This is a genomic window from Oscillatoria nigro-viridis PCC 7112 (assembly GCF_000317475.1).
GTDB classification, from domain to species: Bacteria; Cyanobacteriota; Cyanobacteriia; order Cyanobacteriales; family Microcoleaceae; genus Microcoleus; species Microcoleus nigroviridis.
Map to the genome: position 1 here is coordinate 3609366 of NC_019729.1, position 18598 is coordinate 3627963.

At 47.2% G+C, this 18598-nt stretch carries 11 protein-coding genes and 1 pseudogene; 8 read left to right on the top strand and 4 right to left on the bottom strand.

Annotated features, from left to right (window positions below):
• Window positions 1-22 precede the first annotated feature (22 nt).
• From OSC7112_RS15295 to OSC7112_RS15325, 6 genes are all read left to right on the top strand, one after another.
• Entirely contained in the window at window positions 23-931 is a 909-nt protein-coding gene (locus OSC7112_RS15295; RefSeq protein ID WP_015176751.1) for a PilN domain-containing protein, read from the top strand.
• Complete coding sequence (locus tag OSC7112_RS15300) at window positions 928-1728, top strand: hypothetical protein (protein WP_015176752.1); 801 nt, start codon at window positions 928-930, stop codon at window positions 1726-1728. Before OSC7112_RS15295 ends, OSC7112_RS15300 begins: the two co-directional genes overlap by 4 nt.
• A gap of 380 nt (window positions 1729-2108) precedes the next feature.
• Window positions 2109-4499 (top strand): type IV pilus secretin family protein, encoded by a 2391-nt coding sequence (locus OSC7112_RS15305; RefSeq protein ID WP_015176753.1) that lies wholly within the window; start codon window positions 2109-2111, stop codon window positions 4497-4499.
• A 745-nt stretch (window positions 4500-5244) separates the two neighbouring features.
• The gene (hbs, locus tag OSC7112_RS15315; protein WP_223300839.1) at window positions 5245-5559 is read left to right on the top strand and encodes a non-specific DNA-binding protein Hbs; all 315 of its coding nucleotides are present in this window, start codon (window positions 5245-5247) and stop codon (window positions 5557-5559) included.
• Window positions 5560-5574: 15 nt separating this feature from the next.
• On the top strand, window positions 5575-6840 hold the full coding sequence (locus OSC7112_RS15320) for a pyridoxal phosphate-dependent aminotransferase (RefSeq protein ID WP_015176756.1): 1266 nt from the start codon (window positions 5575-5577) through the stop codon (window positions 6838-6840).
• Window positions 6841-7204: 364 nt separating this feature from the next.
• On the top strand, window positions 7205-8695 hold the full coding sequence (locus OSC7112_RS15325) for a dihydrolipoyl dehydrogenase family protein (RefSeq protein ID WP_317623945.1): 1491 nt from the start codon (window positions 7205-7207) through the stop codon (window positions 8693-8695).
• 5 nt (window positions 8696-8700) lie between these two features.
• Here the strand turns inward: OSC7112_RS15325 and OSC7112_RS15330 are convergent, their stop codons facing one another.
• Complete coding sequence (locus OSC7112_RS15330; protein ID WP_041622551.1) at window positions 8701-8901, bottom strand: hypothetical protein; 201 nt, start codon at window positions 8899-8901, stop codon at window positions 8701-8703.
• Window positions 8902-9315: 414 nt separating this feature from the next.
• On the opposite strand from OSC7112_RS15330, the gene OSC7112_RS15335 reads away from it, so the two are divergent.
• Together OSC7112_RS15335 and OSC7112_RS35765 are read left to right on the top strand one after the other, a co-directional pair.
• A complete protein-coding gene (locus OSC7112_RS15335; RefSeq protein ID WP_015176758.1) occupies window positions 9316-14784 on the top strand; it encodes a trifunctional serine/threonine-protein kinase/ATP-binding protein/sensor histidine kinase in 5469 nt (1822 codons plus the stop codon).
• Window positions 14733-15108: pseudogene (locus OSC7112_RS35765) on the top strand (IS1 family transposase); the annotation flags it as partial. The gene OSC7112_RS15335 and the pseudogene OSC7112_RS35765, both read left to right, overlap by 52 nt.
• On the opposite strand, the gene OSC7112_RS38205 reads toward OSC7112_RS35765, so the two are convergent.
• The 3 genes from OSC7112_RS38205 to OSC7112_RS15355 form a co-directional block, all read right to left on the bottom strand.
• On the bottom strand, window positions 15088-15243 hold the full coding sequence (locus OSC7112_RS38205) for an HNH endonuclease (protein WP_150111544.1): 156 nt from the start codon (window positions 15241-15243) through the stop codon (window positions 15088-15090). The pseudogene OSC7112_RS35765 and the gene OSC7112_RS38205 overlap by 21 nt on opposite strands.
• Before the next feature lie 700 nt (window positions 15244-15943).
• On the bottom strand, window positions 15944-16549 hold the full coding sequence (locus OSC7112_RS15350) for a DUF3318 domain-containing protein (protein WP_041623167.1): 606 nt from the start codon (window positions 16547-16549) through the stop codon (window positions 15944-15946).
• 379 nt (window positions 16550-16928) lie between these two features.
• Window positions 16929-18461: a nucleoside transporter C-terminal domain-containing protein gene (locus OSC7112_RS15355; protein ID WP_015176760.1), complete on the bottom strand. Its 1533-nt coding sequence runs from the start codon at window positions 18459-18461 to the stop codon at window positions 16929-16931.
• Window positions 18462-18598: the final 137 nt, after the last annotated feature.

Sequence of the window (18598 nt, forward strand, 5' to 3'; positions counted from 1 at the left end):
TGCTATAAAATCGAGTGAAGCCATGTACAGCCTAGATATTAATTTTCTCAACGACCGTCCCGACTACAAACCAGTCACAGTAACCAAAAGCTCAGCTAAAAAAAGTTCCGGCGGAGCAAAAGACCAACTGCCCATATATGGGGCAGTGCTGTTTGCCTTTGGCATCAACGCCGCAGTCCTGGGCGCCTGGTGGTGGGCGACTCACGAAAATACCAACTTGGCGACAGAACAAGCAGCCATCGACCAAGAACTTGCCAAGTTAAACAGTCAAGCCAGCACCATCAAAGCCATCAACGCCGAAACCGACCAAGTTACAGCCGAATACAAAGCATTAGCTGGAGTATTCGACCAAATTAAACCTTGGTCGGCGATGCTGCAAGACCTCAGTGCCCGTACTCCGGCGGGAGTGCAAATTGGCAAAATCGAGCAAATCGAACCCAGTCCATCCCCCGTTGCAGCAGCACCCCCTCCCCCCGCAGCCACCCCCGCAGCCAGCCCGTCCCCAGGGGCGAGTCCGTCTCCAGCAGCTAGCCCCACCCCGGCGGCGGCTCCCCCGCCCGCCGTCCCGCAGCAGGCATCAAAAGTACAAATTTCAGGGATAGCCAGTACCTTTGCTCAAGTTAACGACTTTATGTTGCTAGTCCAGCGCTCTCCTTTCTTCCTTAACACCGATACCAAACTGATAGCGGCCACATTAAAAAACAACCCCGCACAATTACAAGTACGCAACCAAAACGCAGCACCCGCAGAACTTCCCAAACTGCGACCGGTGGTGGAATATAAAATTGAAACGACGCTCAGCCCGACGGGGGCCTCCGAGTTGCTCCCCGAGCTCCGCAGCAAGCAAGCAGACGGGCTCGCAATACGGATAGAAACACTTCAAGAAAAAGGAGTGCTAGAACCACAAAAACCAGAGGTGAAAAAACAATGACAGCAAATCAGTTTATTCCCAGCGGCGCACAAGCAGAAGAGACAGGGGGTCAGGAAATATTCGGCATTAAGCTGACACCCCAAGTCCAAGCAATCGGCATCGCGGTTCTCGGCCTCCTCATTGCCGGCGGCCTCGGCTACCAGTTCGTATTCCCCGAATTCCAAAAAAAGGGCGACTTCGAGCAAAAACTTAGCGAAAGCAAGCAAACGCAAGTGCAATTGCAAACTCAAATTCAAAAAAAGGCAGAAGCAGAAGCAAAGCAAGAAGAAGCAAAACAGCGCCGGGCCAACGTGACGGCAATGTTTGCCAGCGACGCCAGCGCCAACACGCTTTTGCTTGACATGACCCAACTCGTTAATAGAATCAACGCGGGCGTGCAAGGAGATGACCTCAAGGCTAAAATTACCAAATTTGAGCCGGATATGCCCCCAGCAGCAGCCACCGCCGCGCCGGGAGCTCCAGACCCTGATATTCTGGCAGATACATCCTTCGGGCCGTCCCTGGCTGGCAAGCTCAGACGCAAAAAATTTAAGGTAGAGTTTGAAGGCACTTTCGCTCAAACCCGCAATTTTATGCGTAACTTGGAGTTGATGCAGTCGCTGTTGGTAGTTAGGAATTTGAAATCTGAATTGCTAGCATCAAATCAGCCAATAGAAGTGGATTTTGTGAAAGGGAAAATAGTCCCTGTGGCTCAGCCGCAAACTAAAATTAAAACTGCTTTTGACTTGCACGCCCTGCTGCCGTTAAAGCAAGAAGAAAAACCGCCAACTCCGGCTCCGAGTCCTGGTGCTAAGTAGCGGTAGTTTGGCGGATAGATATTAGCTATTGTTGCCAAGTCGCTCTTTCACAAGAAAGGAGAAGTCAGAAGGTTGAAATTGGATGATTGAAGGTAGAAGTCAAAAATTTATGAATGCCACAAAAATATTATTGTAGAGGGCAATCAAAAATTGGCTCTTCAACCTAATTTCTTCTAATACCAGTTTCAAAAAAAATTAATGGAACTGTAGGATAGTTTCTAACCCTGATGTCGTCAGTTATTCCCAATCGAGAATCGCCAATCGAAAAGGACATAACTTCTCCTTTCAAACAGACTCGAAGCGAGAATCTTTCAGTCAGTTTAGCAGCGAGCGACAAAAGACTGCGAACAACAAATACAAATTGTAGTTGAGGAGAGAACGTGAAACAGCATCTACGGTTAAGTGGAGGACTCTTATGCAGCGTTGCAGGAGTTCTGATCGCCCAAGCCCCCGTCTTGGCAGGGCCGACTCAAGTCACAGGAGTGCAAGTAAGTCAAGGTAATAATGGCGTAAATATTGTCATGGCGACAGAAAAGGGCGATCGCCCGCAAGTTTTCGCCATCAATAACGGCAATACTTACCAAGCCACAATTATCAACACCCAGCTCCGCTTGCCACAAGGCAACAGCTTCCGTCAAGATAACCCCGCTCCGGGAATTTCTTCAGTAGAAATCAGCCAGGTAGAGGCTAACAGCATCCGCGTTGTGGTAGCCGGCACCAACGGAGTTCCCAACGGACAAATTGTTCCCGGACAAGGCCAAAGCATCGTCCTCAGCGTTGCCGGACAGGGCGGTACAGTACAGTCAGCCCAAACTGCACCGCCGCCGCCTCCGGGACTGCCGCTGAGCCAAACAGCTCCCCCGCCGGCTCCCCAAGTCCGCACCTCGCAAAACCCAGGCGTGCTGCTGCCAAATCCCGAAGTTACTATTACCAGGAACGATCGCCCCCCCCTCCCCAGCGAAATACAATCCCAGACAAATCAGGCGGCGCCTTTCCAACCGCGGGCAGTTGCTCCGCCGTTGGGAGATATCGCAGTGTCTAACATCGCCCCCGGCGTGGGAAATATTGAACTGAGTTCGGGAGAACGCATCCCCCGCTTGGTGCTGCGGGATGCCCCAGTCCGGGACGTTTTGGCTCTGCTGGCCCGCGCTGCGGGATTGAACATTGCTTTTACAGGCGGCGGGGCCCCTGCTCAACCCGGCCAGCCCGCAGTGCCCGGTCAGCCAGGAGCCTCCGGCTCAGATGAAGGGCCAAAGATTTCTTTGGACATCGAAAATGAGTCGGTACAAGATGTCTTTAATTACGTGCTGCGGCTCAGCGGGCTGCAAGCTAACCGCCAGGGGCGGACGATTTTTGTAGGGACTAGCTTGCCGATCGACTCGCGCAATATTATCATTCGGACTCTGCGGCTCAATCAAGTTCGCTCTACCGATGCAGCTAACTTTTTGAGCGCTCAAGGCGCGGAAACTCAACTGCCGATTACTCGGGTGACTATTCAAAGCGTGGGCCAGGGAAATGCGGCGCGGGATGTGGAAATTCGGGAACCCGACATTAAGGCGATCGGTGCTAAGGACGGCAACGGGCCGCTCTTGCTGAGGGGACTATCGGTGCTGGCGGATTCTCGGCTCAATTCCATCACTTTGGTGGGCGACCCGCGCAAAGTTGACATGGCTGTAGCTTTCTTGACACAGCTAGATTTGCGCCGCCGTCAAGTCGCTGTCAACGTCAAGGTGATCGATATCAACTTGTTGGGAGACAACAGAAGTAGCAGCAGCTTCTCTTTTGGAATTAATAACAATTTCTTTGTCAATGACGGCGGAGTAGCAAGTCTCAATTTTGGCGGCAGCGCCCCTCCTGCCAGGCCGTTTGGCAACACGGGTGGCATAAATTCTCGACCGATCGTCCCCAACCCCCTAGGAACCCCGGACGTTTTCTACGATGCGAACGGCCGACGTATCGTGCCGTTTACAGGTCAAGGTCTCCTAGGTCCCGGCAAAGGCGTGTTCCTCGAGCCCACAGCCCCAGTTACTAATGACCCCACGCGAGTTGGAATTACGGATTATGAGCCTGGATCGACGACAACATCAGGAAGTGCAGACTTCGGCTTGTTCCCGCTGTTCCAATATCCCAGGAGGTTCCTGTCGGCGTTACAGGCAACTATTCAGAGCCGGAATGCCAAAATCCTGACCGATCCGACTTTGGTGGTTCAAGAAGGAGAAACGGCGAATGTGAATATTACTGATGAAGTGATCACTAACATCACGTCGCAAACGCAGACTACTGGAAATACAAGTACCCAAACGGTGACGGCTGTCAAAGACAGGGCTGGTTTGCAGTTGGGGGTGGCGATCGACCGGATTGACGATAATGGCTTTGTCTCTCTGCGCGTGAACCCGATTATCAGGACACCCGGCAACACTCAAAACCTTTCGACTGGCCCGAACACCAATCAGATCACTCTGCTGGGCGAGCGCTCGTTGCAATCGGGGTTAATTCGCCTGCGGGACGGTCAGACTTTGATTGTTTCGGGGATTATCCGCGACGAAGAACGGGTTACAGCGAACAAGATTCCGATTTTGGGAGATTTGCCGATTATCGGTTCGCTGTTCAGGAGTACCAGTAAGACCAACCAGCGGGCGGAGTTGATTGTATTGCTGACTCCGCAGATTTTGGATGATAGCGATCGATCGAACTTTGGCTACCAAAACAACATCAGTCCCGACGCGCGCCAACTATTGCAGCGCAGTCAGCCCGTCCAGCCGAGACAGTAGGAACAAAGGAAAAATGTCTTGCTGTCAACTTTCCACGCTCTTTCCCCTGAGTCCGACAGTCCGACAGTCCGACAGTCCGACAGGGGTTGAAACCCCTGCCTCACAGCTAAAGTCCTCTCAAAGAGGACTATATAGCCTTTCGAACTCTCATATGAGGTACTCCGCGGGCATACCTCACTTTTTTGAGAACCTCTGTAAATCACTCTTTCAGTCGTCTTCAGACGACTTCAGCTATGAGACAGGGACTTCAGTCCCTGGCGGCTTTCGGGAGAATGAAACAGCCCTGCCCCACGGAGGAAAGAAAGAGGGGAAAGAAAGAAGGAAGAAGGAAAAATTTTTTCCTTTAGCCCTTGACAAATTACATTTTATTCCTTCTATTTATCTTTTTTTCTGCTCTGAAATCCACCAAGGCGAGAAATCTTCTCTCCAAGGTGGTATTTTTTTACCTAAATTTTGGGATTAATTAAAAAAATTGTCCAAATCCATATAAATTAAAGGTTCCACCGATCCATAACGGTCGGCAAGACTTTAGAATAATGCAGTGAAAATTAGATGCTGTGAGGTTTTCAGCAATTAGAAACAAAAATTCCTTTTCTGACCAATTACCCTAGAGTAATTGGTATTGAGCAGGAGTTTTTAATTGGGGAAGCGGACAGGAGCCATAGGGAACAACCCAAACCTCCCAAGCCACACCCCAATGCAGTTGATAACTCACAGCTAATAATTGAAATCTGTTTGACGTATTTTGCAAACCCAGAAGGAGTGCGCAATGAACAAAGGTGAATTGGTTGATGCAGTGGCAGAAAAGGCTAGTGTCACGAAAAAACAGGCAGATGCCGTGTTGAGTGCAGCCTTAGAAGCAATCATGGAAGCTGTCTCCGACGGCGATAAGGTGACGTTGGTCGGTTTTGGCTCGTTTGAGTCGCGGGAACGCAAGGCCCGCGAGGGTCGCAATCCCAAAACTGGCGACAAGATGGAAATCCCGGCAACCAGAGTTCCTGCATTTTCCGCAGGGAAGTTGTTTAAGGACAGAGTTGCACCGCCGAAAAACGCCCAATAGCTGGCGAACTGAGTCTTGATTAGACCTGTACACGGTGGTAATTTAGCTTGGGCAGCCGCACTGGCAGGCTGCCCTCCCTCTGCTATTCTCGATTTTTCTGCCAGTATCAGTCCTTTGGGCCCTCCTGAGTCGGCCTTGAATGCGATTCAAGCTCACTTGAGCAGTCTGACGGCTTACCCAGACCCGGATTATGGAGAGCTCAGGACTGCTTTGGGGGAGGCTTTGAATGTTGACCGGGATTGGATTTTGCCGGGGAATGGTTCGGCGGAATTGTTGACTTGGGCCGCTTGGGATTTGTCGAAGCTGGAGGCGACTTATTTGGTGACTCCGGCTTTTGGCGATTACTGGCGGGCTCTTTCGGCTTTCGGCGCGCAGGCGATCGAATGCCCTTTGGATATTAAACCTTGCACCATTGTCAAGAACGGGGAAGATGCCCATGAAGCGAGAGATGAATTTTCTCGCTTCACAGGCATCTTGCCTGTTCCTAAACAAGTAATTGAGCATGGTGCAACATCTCAGTTGGATCTGAAATCGTTGGACGTTGGGGCAGGAAACGAGTTAGTAACGGATGATTTGTCGGTTTCTAACCGTTCCCTTGTCTCCCCTTCTTTGCGTCTCCCGGTTCCTCTTGCTGTCGATGCCGATCGCAGACGAGGTTTGCTCCTGAACAACCCGCACAATCCTACGGGTTTGCTGTTTGGTAGGGAGGCGATTTTGCCTTATGTGAAGCAGTTGGGTATGGTGGTGGTGGATGAGGCCTTTATGGACTTTCTACCGCCTTCTGAGCAGGAAACTTTGATCGATGCTGTTGAGGAGTTTCCGAATTTGGTGATTTTACGATCGCTCACTAAATTCTATTCTCTGCCGGGACTGCGGTTGGGCTGCGCGATCGCCCATCCCGATATCCTCCGCCGCTGGCAGTTACTGCGCGATCCTTGGCCTGTGAATGCTTTGGCTGCTGCTGCTGCTGCTGCTGTGGTGCGAGATACTGTTTTTGAGCGGCAAACCTGGGATTGGCTGCCTGTTGCTCGCCGAGAGCTATTTGAGGGTTTGGCTAATTTACCGGGTTTGCAGCCTTTTTCAGGGGTGGCTAATTTCTTGTTGGTTGAGTCGTCGATGTCGGTTTCTTCTATTCAAAAAAGTCTGTTGGAACGACACCGGATTTTGATTCGGGATTGTTTGAGTTTTCCTGAGTTGGGCGATCGGTTTTTTCGGGTGGCCGTGCGCTCCAGGGCGGACAATCTGCGGCTGATTGCTGGACTTGCGGAAGTTATTCGTTAGTTGACTGTTGTCAGTTGTCAGTTGACGGTTGACTGTTAACAACCAATAAAAGTTGACAAACGATTTTATTGGTCGTTTGAGGCGACATCCCCAAGAAACCCGGTTTCTATGATAAATCTTTGGTTTTGCAGGGAAGTATCTAGGAAGAAACCGGGTTTCTGACCCAGCGCGCCGATCGTCCTAAACTACTAACTAATGACTCATGACTGATGACTACTGACAATCAAGCATCCAGGATACAAGCCCCCGGATTCATCCGTCCAGAAATAAAAAACCTGTATCCGATAAAGAGCCGAACGTATTTATCCGTGGTCAATGCTTCAATTATTTAATCTAAAATCTCAAATCTCAAATCTAAAATCGATTGACTTCTTTATTTATGCTTGACTATGATTTAGTGATTATTGGTGGAACTGCGGCCGGACGTTATGCTGCTTTGACTGCAACTAATTTCCCGGCCCGCGTTGCTTTGGTGGAACCGCTAAGTAATTCGCAAGATTTGCCGACTGGGGGGAAAGAGTCGATCGACCTTGGTTTGAGATACAGCCAAACTTTGAGCGAGGCTGCTCGTTTTGCCCAGCAGATCGGCCGCCAGCAGTTGGGGGTTCGCTGGGAAGTCGCGAATTCCTCTGTGCCGCTCAAATTGCGCTTTGACGGGGTTTTAAAGTGGGCCGAGGGTGTTGTTTCTAATTTGTCAGAAATTGATTCTCTGGGCGTTTTGGCTGCTCGCGGTGTCGATGTTATTTCGGGCAGCGGCGAGTTTGTCGCCAAACCGGATTTGGCTTTTGTTGTCGGCGGCAGGAAATTGCGATCGCTCTGTTATTTGCTAGCTTGTCCAACTCTGCCAACGATTCCCAATATAGAAGGACTTTCTTCTGCTGGCTGTTTTACTTCCGAAACTGTCGCGGAATTAGCAAAACTTCCCGAGTTGCCTAAAAGTTTGGCTGTAATCGGTGCCGATCCCAGCGGTGTCGAAGTGGCTCAAACTTTTGCTCGATTAGGGGTTGCTGTTACGCTTGTGGTGAAGGGTTCGCACATTTTGGCTAAAGAAGACCGGGAGGCTGCCGGCTTGGTTCAAGCTGCAATGGAAGCTCAAGGAGTGCGGATTCTGACTGCTACTGAGGTGACTCAAGCTAGGGTGATTGAGGGTAAAAAGTGGATTCAAGCTGGGCCAAGGGCGATCGAAGCTGAGGAGATTTTTCTGGCTGCAGGTAGAGGACACAATTTTTCATCGTTAAATCTCGAAGCGGCTAGGGTTAAATTCAGCGATCGGGGCGTGATTTTAAATGAAAAGCTGCAAACAACTAATCGCCGCATTTATGCGATCGGCGATGTTGCTGGGGGTTATCCGTTCCCTCACATCGCTAATTGCGAAGCTGCGGTTGCTGTGAAAAATGCTTTGTTTTTGCCGCTGTTTCAAATAGATTATCGCGGGATTCCTTGGGCGATTTTTTCCGATCCGCAATTGGCGAGGGTTGGCTTGACTGAAGCGCAAGCAAGGCGCAGGTTTGGAGACGATCTCATTGTTTGTCGGGAATATTTTAAGAATGTTGAAAGAGCTCAAATGTGCGGCGAGACAACTGGTTTTTGTAAGATTGTCGGGCGTCGCAACGGAGAGATTTTGGGAGCGAGTATTGTGGGGCCGCAAGCTGCTGAGTTGATTCACGCGATCGCTTTGGCTGTGCGTCACGGGATGAAGGTTGAGGCGATCGCCGAACTTCCTTATATTTGGTCGAGTTTTTCGGCAATTAACGGTCAAACTGCTGCTGTTTGGGAGTCGCAGCGCTTGGGCCGCAACACTTTTATGCAAAATTTGTGGGAGAATTTGTTTCACTGGCGCAGGTATTGGAAGTAAAAAAATCAAAGAGATAATTCGTAATTGGTAATTGTAAGTATGTGAGCGGCAAAATATAATTGACTTGGGCTATTTCCACAGTCTGCTTCTGAATTTTGCCATTGAATGCCTGATTCTGTTGTGAGATTGGCGCAGCTTGTTGTGGCATCTGGACAAATAATTCGGCTGGCGATCTCGTGAATCCCAATTTCTTCCAAATCTGACACACAAACTCAATTGACTCTGCTTCCCGCTTGAAATTCCGCTCCGCCCCAATTGTACTAATGACATTAAATTCTCACCTAAACTAGACATTAAGATTTAACAGGCGATCGCATTCAAGCATCGGTTTTAAAAATACTCTTAAGTACCTGATTAGCCTCTTTAATTTCTCTGCTATCAACTGCTGGCGTTCAATCAGCCTTAACCTACTTCATCTTCTACTTAGTCTTAACTCAACTATAAACAGCTCTTGCATAAAACATTCAAGTATTGTTTTCAACTTGCGATTTCATAAGTTGAGCCACAAAGTATATTAAGAAAAATGTAATTCACTGAATACCACAGCAGAGCGAGCGAAAATAGTAGATAGTAACTCTCAGAAGCTTCTGGTTTGACAGAAGCAGTAGGAATACGTAGATATGATTGAGATCACAAAACTTTTCCTAGGATATCACATTAACGAGCAAATATACGCAGGAAATCGAACTCTAGTTTATCGCGGCATTCGCTCGGAAAATGGGCAACCCGTCGCGATCAAACTGCTGCGAAATGACTTTCCCAGCTTCAACGAATTGGTTCACTTCCGCAACCAATACGTGATTGCTAAAAACTTAAATATCCTAGGCATTGTCAAGGCATACAGCCTGGAGAGCTATCATAACCGCTATGCTCTGGTGATGGAAGACTTTGGCGGAATTTCCTTAAGTAGCTACCTCTCAAGTATTGCATCCGCGAGCGAGGAACATCTAGAAGGCTTGCCCGTTAACGAGTTTTTTCCCATGGCGATTCAAATTGCCAACGCCCTGGACGGACTTCACCGCCACCGAGTCATCCATAAAGACCTCAAGCCGGCCAACATTCTAATTAACCTGGTCAGCAAAGAAGTCAAGCTGATTGATTTGAGTATCGCTTCCCTGCTGCCGCGCGAAACCCAAGAAATTCAAAATCCCAACGTCCTCGAAGGCACTTTACCCTACATATCTCCCGAACAAACTGGCAGGATGAACCGAGGCATTGATTACCGCACAGATTTCTACTCGCTAGGAGTAACATTCTACGAATTACTAACAGGAAAATTACCATTCCAAACAGACGATCCAATGGATTTGGTACACTGCCACCTCGCCAAACAACCGCTGGCAGCCTCAAAAGTTAACAGTAGCGTTCCATTGGTGCTGTCTCAAGTTGTCAGCAAACTGATGGCGAAGAATGCTGAAGACCGCTATCAAAGTGCCCTGGGACTCAAGTACGACTTAGAAACTTGCTTGTACCAGTTGAAACAGACAGGAAAAATCGTTAACTTTGATTTAGGGCAGCGAGATTTGTGCGATCGTTTCATCATCCCCGAAAAATTGTACGGTCGCGAAACAGAAGTAGCTACGTTGTTGGCAGCCTTCGACCGCGTAAGTGCAGGTAGCGCGGAAATGATGCTGGTTGCTGGTTTTTCTGGGATTGGTAAAACCGCCGTCGTCAACGAAATTCACAAACCTATAGTGCGGCAGCGCGGCTACTTTATTAAAGGCAAATTTGACCAATTTCAACGAAACCTTCCCTTTTCAGCATTTGTCCAAGCTTTTCGCGATTTAATTGGGCACTTGCTATCGGAAACAGATGCCAAAGTCGAGCAGTGGAAATCGGAAATTTTGGCAGCTTTGGGCGATAGCGCTGGGGCGATTGTGGAAGTAATTCCCGAATTAGAAAGAATTATTGGACAGCAACCGCCAGTCCCAGAACTTGCTGGCAGTGCGGCTCAAAATCGCTTCAATTTGTTGTTTGAGAAATTCATTCAAGTCTTCACAACAAAAGAACATCCCCTGGTTATATTTTTAGACGATTTGCAATGGGCAGATTCAGCATCTTTGAAGTTGATGCAACTGCTAATGAGCGATATAGATAAACGCTATCTTTTCCTAATAGGAGCTTATCGGGATAACGAAGTTTTTCCAGCGCATCCGTTGATGCTGACGTTAGCGGAGATTCAAAAAAATGAAGCAAAGGTGAATACAATTACCTTAGCGCCGCTCGATGGCTCTGATGTAAATTGTCTAGTGGCAGACACTTTGAATTGTTCTACAAAGTTAGCAAAACCACTGACAGAATTAGTTTATCAGAAAACCAAAGGTAATCCATTTTTCGTAACGCAATTTCTTAAATCTTTACACGAAGATGGACTGATTGCATTTAACTTTGATTCCCGCTATTGGCAGTGCGATATTGCACGAGTGCGATCGCTAGCTATTACCGATGATGTAGTCGAATTCGTGGCAATTGGGTTGCAAAAGCTGCCGCTTAAAACGCAGGAAGTGTTGAAGTTAGCGGCTTGTATTGGCAATCAATTCGATTTAGCAATTTTGGCAATTGTTGATGAAAAAACTCAAGTAGAAACAGCATCTGCTTTATGGAAAGCACTGCAAGAAGGACTGATTTTACCAATTAGTGAAGTTTATAAGTTTTATCAAGCAGAGGGTCATGCGGAATCGGTAATTAGCAATGGTAAATGTGACCAATTAGCAATTACTAATGACCAGTTAGCGAAATACAAGTTTTTGCATGATCGAGTGCAACAAGCTGCCTATTCCCTGATTCCCGATGACCAAAAGCGATCGACTCACTTAAAAATCGGTCAACTCTTATTAAAGAATACGCCCGAAGCCGATCGAGAAGAAAGAATCTTCGATATTGTCAACCACTTAAATATGGGATCAGAATTAATTACTGAACAGGCAGAATGCCATGAATTAGCCCAATTAAATTTGGTTGCTGGAAAGAAAGCCAAAGCTTCAACAGCCTACGCTGCTGCTACTGAATATTTGAACTCCGGAAGGGAATTACTGACAATCAATAGCTGGGAGAGTCAGTATCAACTAACTTTGACGCTGCATGAAGAAGCAGCAGAAGCGGCATATCTGAACGGCGATTTCGATCGGATGCAGAGATTGACTGATATAGTGTTGCAACAAGCTATATCGCTACTGGACAAAGTGAAGGTGTACGAAGTCCAGATCCAAGCTTATATGGCTCAGAACAAGCTACAGGAAGCTTTGAATGCGGGCTTGCAAGTGTTAAAGCAGTTGGGGGTAGAGTTTCCCAACTCGCCCAATCCGTCCGATATTGGGCAAGCATTAGGGGAAACGGCGGCAATTTTGAGTGGAAGGCGAATTGAGGATTTAATTGACCTGCCTCAAATGACCGATTCTCATCAACTAGCAACTATAAGGCTTCTGTCAAGCATATTTTCTCCTTGCTACTTTGCAGTTCCGCCACTGGTGCCTTTAGTAGTTTGCAAACAGATCGATTTATCCGTTCAATATGGCAATGCTTCTGTGTCTCCGTTTTCTTATGCCGTATATAGTCTTCTTCTTTGTGGGGTTATAGGAGATATAGATTCGGGCTATCAGTTCGGTCAATTAGCTTTACGTCTATTGTCACAATTGAATGCTCAAGATATCGCAACCAAGACTCTCCACATGGTGCCTGCTGGCGTTCAACATTGGAAAGAACACCTCAGAAATATTTTAGAACCTTTGCTCTCAGCTTTCTCTAGCGGTCTGGAAACCGGGGATTTAGAATATGCTGGCTATGCAATCATGGTGTACAGCTACTGCTCTTATTTCGTTGGCAAGCAACTGACCTTCGTTGAACGAGAGATAGCAACCTACCGGGATGCAATTTTTAAAATTAAGCAAGAAACCTCGTTGCACTTTCAGGATATCTGGTGGCAAGCCGTCTTAAACTTGATGGGAAAAAACCCGAATTCATGGCAGTTAAAGGGAGAAGTATACGACGAAGAGACAATGCTGCCACTGTATCAGCAAACCAATAATTACCTGGCCATTCATTACTTACACTTGCACAAACTTATCCTGTGTTATGTATTTGAAAATTACCCAGAAGCCTTTAAAAGTATTCCTCCAACAGAAAGTTATTTGAGCGCAGCTTCAGGGCAGATAACTGCTGCCATTTTCTATTTTTACGATTCTCTAGTGCGGTTGGCGGTGTACTCGGATACTCCAGAGTCAGAGCAACAGGAACTTCTCGAACGAGTACAAGCTAATCAAGAAAAAATGCAAAACTGGTCATATCATGCCCCCATGAATCATCTGCATAAATTCTATTTAGTAGAAGCAGAACGGCATCGGGTTTTAGACCAAAAATTAGAAGCGCTTGAGATGTACGACAAGGCGATCGCCCTCGCTAAAGAAAACGAGTACATCAACGAAGAAGCAGTAGCTCACGAACTCGCCGCCAAATTCTACTTAGAATGGGGCAAAGAAAAACTCGCAAAACCCTATCTAATTGATGCTTACTATGCCTACGCAAAATGGGGAGCTAAAGCAAAGATTGACCATCTAGAACAGCATTATCCCCAATTACTGGCTCCCATCCTGCAACCGGATCGAAGTCGCCAGAATCCGACCGAAACAACTCACACCTCCAGCAGTGAATCATCCCTATCTAACAGAGATAGAACACTTGTCGGTAGCACCAGCAGTTGGGGGGTAGTAGATTTGCCGACAGTTATCCAAGCTTCTCAAGCTCTCTCGAGTCAAATCGATCTAGAGCAATTGCTGACTACTTTGATGCAAGTGGTGGTGAAGAATGCCGGAGCACAAACCGGAGCATTAATTTTGAAGGAAGAGGGAAACTGGAGGATAAACGTTCACTGCACAAACGGTCAAGACTGCCTTCTGCAATCAATTCCGGTTGAGGAGAGCGAGGTAATTCCTTTAACCCTGATCAACTACGTCAAACGTACAAAAGAAACCCTAGTTTTTGATGATGCTAGCACTCAACCAAGATTTGCATCTGACCCCTACACGATCCAACACCAACCTCAGAGCCTGCTTTGCACTCCGATCGGCGAGCGAGGCAAAATGATGGGGATTTTGTATTTAGAAAATAATTTAGCAACAGGGGTATTCACGGGCGATCGCGTCGCCATCCTCAACATCCTGTGCTCGCAAGCTGCAATTTCCTTACAAAACGCCCGACTGTATCAACAATCCCAGGAATATGCCCAAAAACTAGAGCAGTCTATTCAGGATCTCAAACAGATGCAGTTGCAATTGGTGCAGGGTGAGAAAATGTCTGCTCTCGGAAATTTAGTCGCAGGGGTAGCCCACGAAATTAACAATCCCGTAGGCTTTATCGCCGGCAACTTGCAACCCGCTCAAGAATACGTGGGGGATTTATTCAACTTGATCGATTTGTATCAAGAAAAATTTCCCAATCCGGGAGTGGAAATTGAAGCAGAAATTGAAGATATGGACTTGGAGTATTTGCGAGAAGATTTGCCCAAATTAATTGGCTCGATGCAGGAGGGAGTCGAGCGCATCCGCAATATCAGTACGAGTTTGAGAACGTTTTCCAGGGCAGATAGCGATCGACCTGTTTCTTTCAATATTCACGACGGACTCGAAAGCACTCTGCTAATTCTCAAGCACCGTTTAAAAGCCAGCGAGTTCCGCCCTGCCATTGAAGTTGTGAGAGAGTATGGTAACTTACCCCCAGTCAAATGCTTTCCCGGACAGTTAAACCAGGTATTTATGAATGTACTGGCCAATGCCATTGACGCTCTGGAGGAGTCAAATAAGGGGCGGAGTTTTAGTGAAATTAAAGCCCTACCCAATCAAATCACGGTTCAAACTGCTCTGAGCGAATCCAACAATCAGGTTGTGATTCGGATTAAGGATAATGGAGTGGGGATGTCGGCCGAAGTCAAGGAAAACATCTTTAACCACTTATTCACGACCAAGGCTGTGGGTCAAGGAACTGGATTGGGATTGTCTATTGCCCGCCAAATTGTTATGGAAAAACATGGAGGTACATTACTCGTAAATTGTTCCCTCGGTCAGGGTTCGGAGTTTGTGATTTCTATTCCGGTGTGAGCTCTCGACAATCAGCCCAGCAGCTTTGGCAATCCTTATCGGCTGTTGCTCGGCAATGTGCGGTCTGCTACACCGACTTTTGGGAGGCCTATGAACAGGTTCTACCCAGCAAGCGGCCGTAAGGCCGTGGGCAAGGAAACGGGGAAAACCAGTTATCTTGAGCGATTTAACAACACGTTACGCCAGCGAGTAGGGCGGTTAGTACGGAAAACTTTGTGGTTCTCGAAGAAATTGAGCAACCATATCGGTGCAATTTGGTATTTTGTCGATCGTGACAAGGCCTCTCTTCGTTCGCGACCATTACTATTCACAACTACCCGGTAATTCTACGTCTGACTGAGCATCTATCGCTCTAGTTTTATCAGATTTATTGCGGTTGCAGTGAAAGCAAGCTAGTGCCAAATTGTCAATATCGTTAAGCTGTCGCGCATTTAAATTGCATATTCGGGGCGGGCTCATAGGCCCACCCCACTCATTGTTTTATTGTTTTTTGACATACAATTTAAATCCCGAACAGCTTAGTCCCATTTTTAGTTAAGGGAATGATGTGTTTGATAGTAAACTCTACGTACTGCCATTGTTCGGAGCCATGACTATATTCGCACAGACATTTTGCTCTCTGACGAACTTGATTTTGGATATTTTCAAGGATTTGACCGAAAGCATCCACGATACAAGCCCCCGGATTCATTCCGAAAGCAGACTCAGGACCCAGAAATAAAAAACAAACGTGTATCCGATGAAACTTGCCGAACGTATTTATCTCGCGCAAGTCAATGCTTCAATTCTTTAATCTAAAATCTAAAATCGCGCAATCGATTGACCGCGAGCGGACATTTCTACACAGTATGCTGAATCTGACCCAAGAAAAGATTGCGGACACTCCGATTGACAAAACTGAGGTAATCGTCGATTTCTTCGTAAAGATTGAGTTCTTATTCTTCGTCATGATTTAGGGGCAAAGTTTGTTGTTTGTCCAACAGTTCTTGGATGCGATTTTTGACAGCGGTGGAGGCTCTAAAAAGGGGTATGCCTTCCACTAATTCAATTCGGACAGATCCTTCTATAGGTACAGTATCGCGCAGGTTTTCCCGTTTTGGCAGGATTAAAATAGTTGTGGATTTTAGGGGTTTCCGTCTTGATTATATCTACGTTTTTTTCAATCTTGCCTAATACTATCGGGTACGCCCACCGCCGAAATACCCGATATTGCCTTTAAGTTTTGACACCGAATCAACTCATTAAAATCCAAACTGCGCCCTTCAATTTGCGCCACAGCCTCGATCGCCCCCAGCAAATGTCCGGCTGCTTCCGCTTCGTTGTAACCGCGCCTGAGAGCGACTCTAATCGCCCCTTCGTCAGCATCTAACTCTACTTGGGAACTGCGGTTGTCGCGCCAAATTCGAGTCATGGCGAGTCCCGTCAAACCGCCCGCGATCGCAGTGCCGATCGCATCTCCCTGCAACAATTCTACAACAGTCCCGACAATTCCCGCCAGAGCTGCACCTTGATAAATATCCGGTTTAAACCACTTAACATTGCACAGAAAACTTACATTCCTTAATATCAGTAAATCCCGCTGCGGCTTAGATAGCAGCCGCCACAAATCAAAATTAATATAAATCGGGCGAGATTGATTCCAAGGTAAAGGAAAATCGCAGTCAATTACCGTTGATTGTTGGGGCTTATTAATAATTTTACACGTCATGCGGCCGGAAGCGGGCATCACATCTAACAGGCGGCGAATTTCTGGTTCGGGATTCATAAATTTTCGGGAATTGGGAATTGCTTGCATCGGCCTAAAAAACAATAATATCGGTCACGGTTTCGTAGGGGCGGGTTCACCAACAATATTTAACTCCCCTCAAAAATCTACAGAAACCCGCCCCCACCCAACCAATAAACTACATCAACGTTCTTGATTTCGATAAAATACGAAAATATAACTGTAAGTATGCGGGGATTTACTGTTGGGTGAGTGAGGGCGGGTTTGAGAGATTTTCGATTATTGACAAATACTGTTGGTTAACCCGCCCCTACAAGTCCAGAGGGGATTTACTGTTGGGTGAGGGCGGGTTTGAGAGATTGTCGATTATTGACAAATACTGTTGGTAAAACCAGCCCCGACAAGTTAAGAGAAGATATTAAGGGTTTTTCTTGGATTCGGAAGAAGGAGATTCTTGAGTTCTGGGAGCCACTTTTTCCGCGTTTGGCGAAGGCTTCGGACTGGCAATTGCTGGGGCAACTGACGGCTTTGAATTCGCGGTTGGGGATGCCGATGGTTTCGGAGAATCAGGGGCTGTTAGGGGGGCAGCAGGGGCTGTTTTAGCGCCTAAAATGCTGGCGTCTCCAGTGTCGAAGGTGCCGGCGATGCAAGCGATCATCATTGTCGCTAAAGTGCCGACAAATAATGCTTTCCAACCGAGTTCGGAAATGTCTTTGCGGCGGGATGGAATTAGGGCGATCGTACCGCCGACAAATATGCCGACAGAGGCTAAGTGGGCAAAGCCGGAAAGGGCGTAACTGACAATCAAAACTGTACGATCGCTCACCTCTCCTTTCGCTGCAGCTTCTGCTAAACTTCGATAGGGCGGAATGGCTGTTTCTAATAGTCGGCGACCGATAATTACTGATGCTTCCCAAGAATCTTCAAAGGGAACTCCGGTTAACAAAGTCAGGGGGTAAAATAATGTTCCTTCAATCTTTGTCAGCGTTGAGGCTCCCAAAACTTGATTTATTAACGAAACCAAGCCTAAAATCAAAATCAAAACCGCTGCGATCGACACTGACATCTTTACCCCGTCTAAAGCGCCGATAATTGCTGCATCCAAAGGACTAACTCGTTCGATGGGTTCTCCGCCAACTGTCTCTTGTTCGCGGACTTCACCATCATTTTCGGCAATTTCGTCGCCCACAAATTCGCGGCCTTTAGGCTTCGGTTCTCCCTTGGGAATGCCACCCATTGTCACGGGCACGCCTGTTTCGGGTACTAAGATTTTGGAGAGAACAAAACAAGCGGGAATGGCGATAATTGAGGCTGAAACTAAATGCCCTAAAATATTGGGAAAAACTGGCTTGAGATAACTGACGTAAATTGCTAAAGTTGAAGAAGCGGCAGTCCCAAAACAGCAAGATAGAATTGCACAAAGTTCGGAACGAGTCATTTGTGGCAAATAAGGCTTGACGACAATTGCCGCTTCAATTCCTACGAAAATATTAGCAGCGCCGCTGAGGGCTTCGGCGCCGCTCAACCGCATTGTCATATAAAATATTTTGGCAAAAAGTTCGGTGATAATTTGAATCACGCCGATGTTGTATAGCAAGGCCATGAGGCCAGAAAAAAAGACTACTGTCGGTAAAGCTCGAAAGGCAAAAATATATCCTAAATTAACTTCCGGATCTTTGCCAGGTATCGGTACAATGTTGTTGCCGAATACAAACCTCGCTCCAAAGTCAGCAGCGGTGAATACTCCATCCAGTAAGCTAGTAAACCATTCTAGCGCGAGGCGAGTTGGGGGGAACAGGAATACTAAAAATCCTAAGACTAATTGCAGCCCAATGCCCCAGATGATGACGCGCCAAGGTATATACTGAACTTTGCGATTTTCTGAGAAAACCCAGGCGATCGCACATAAGCCAAAAATGCCCAGAAACGAGATAAGATTGTAGATAGACATGAGCCTAGTCCTTGAAATACTTGAGAATGCCGATCGACGGCTTGCACCACATCAGTTATACTATTCATCTGACGGCAAATGCTAAAAAAAATAACGGGCAGATGAATTAGGCACTCAACAGCGTACTTATGTCACTG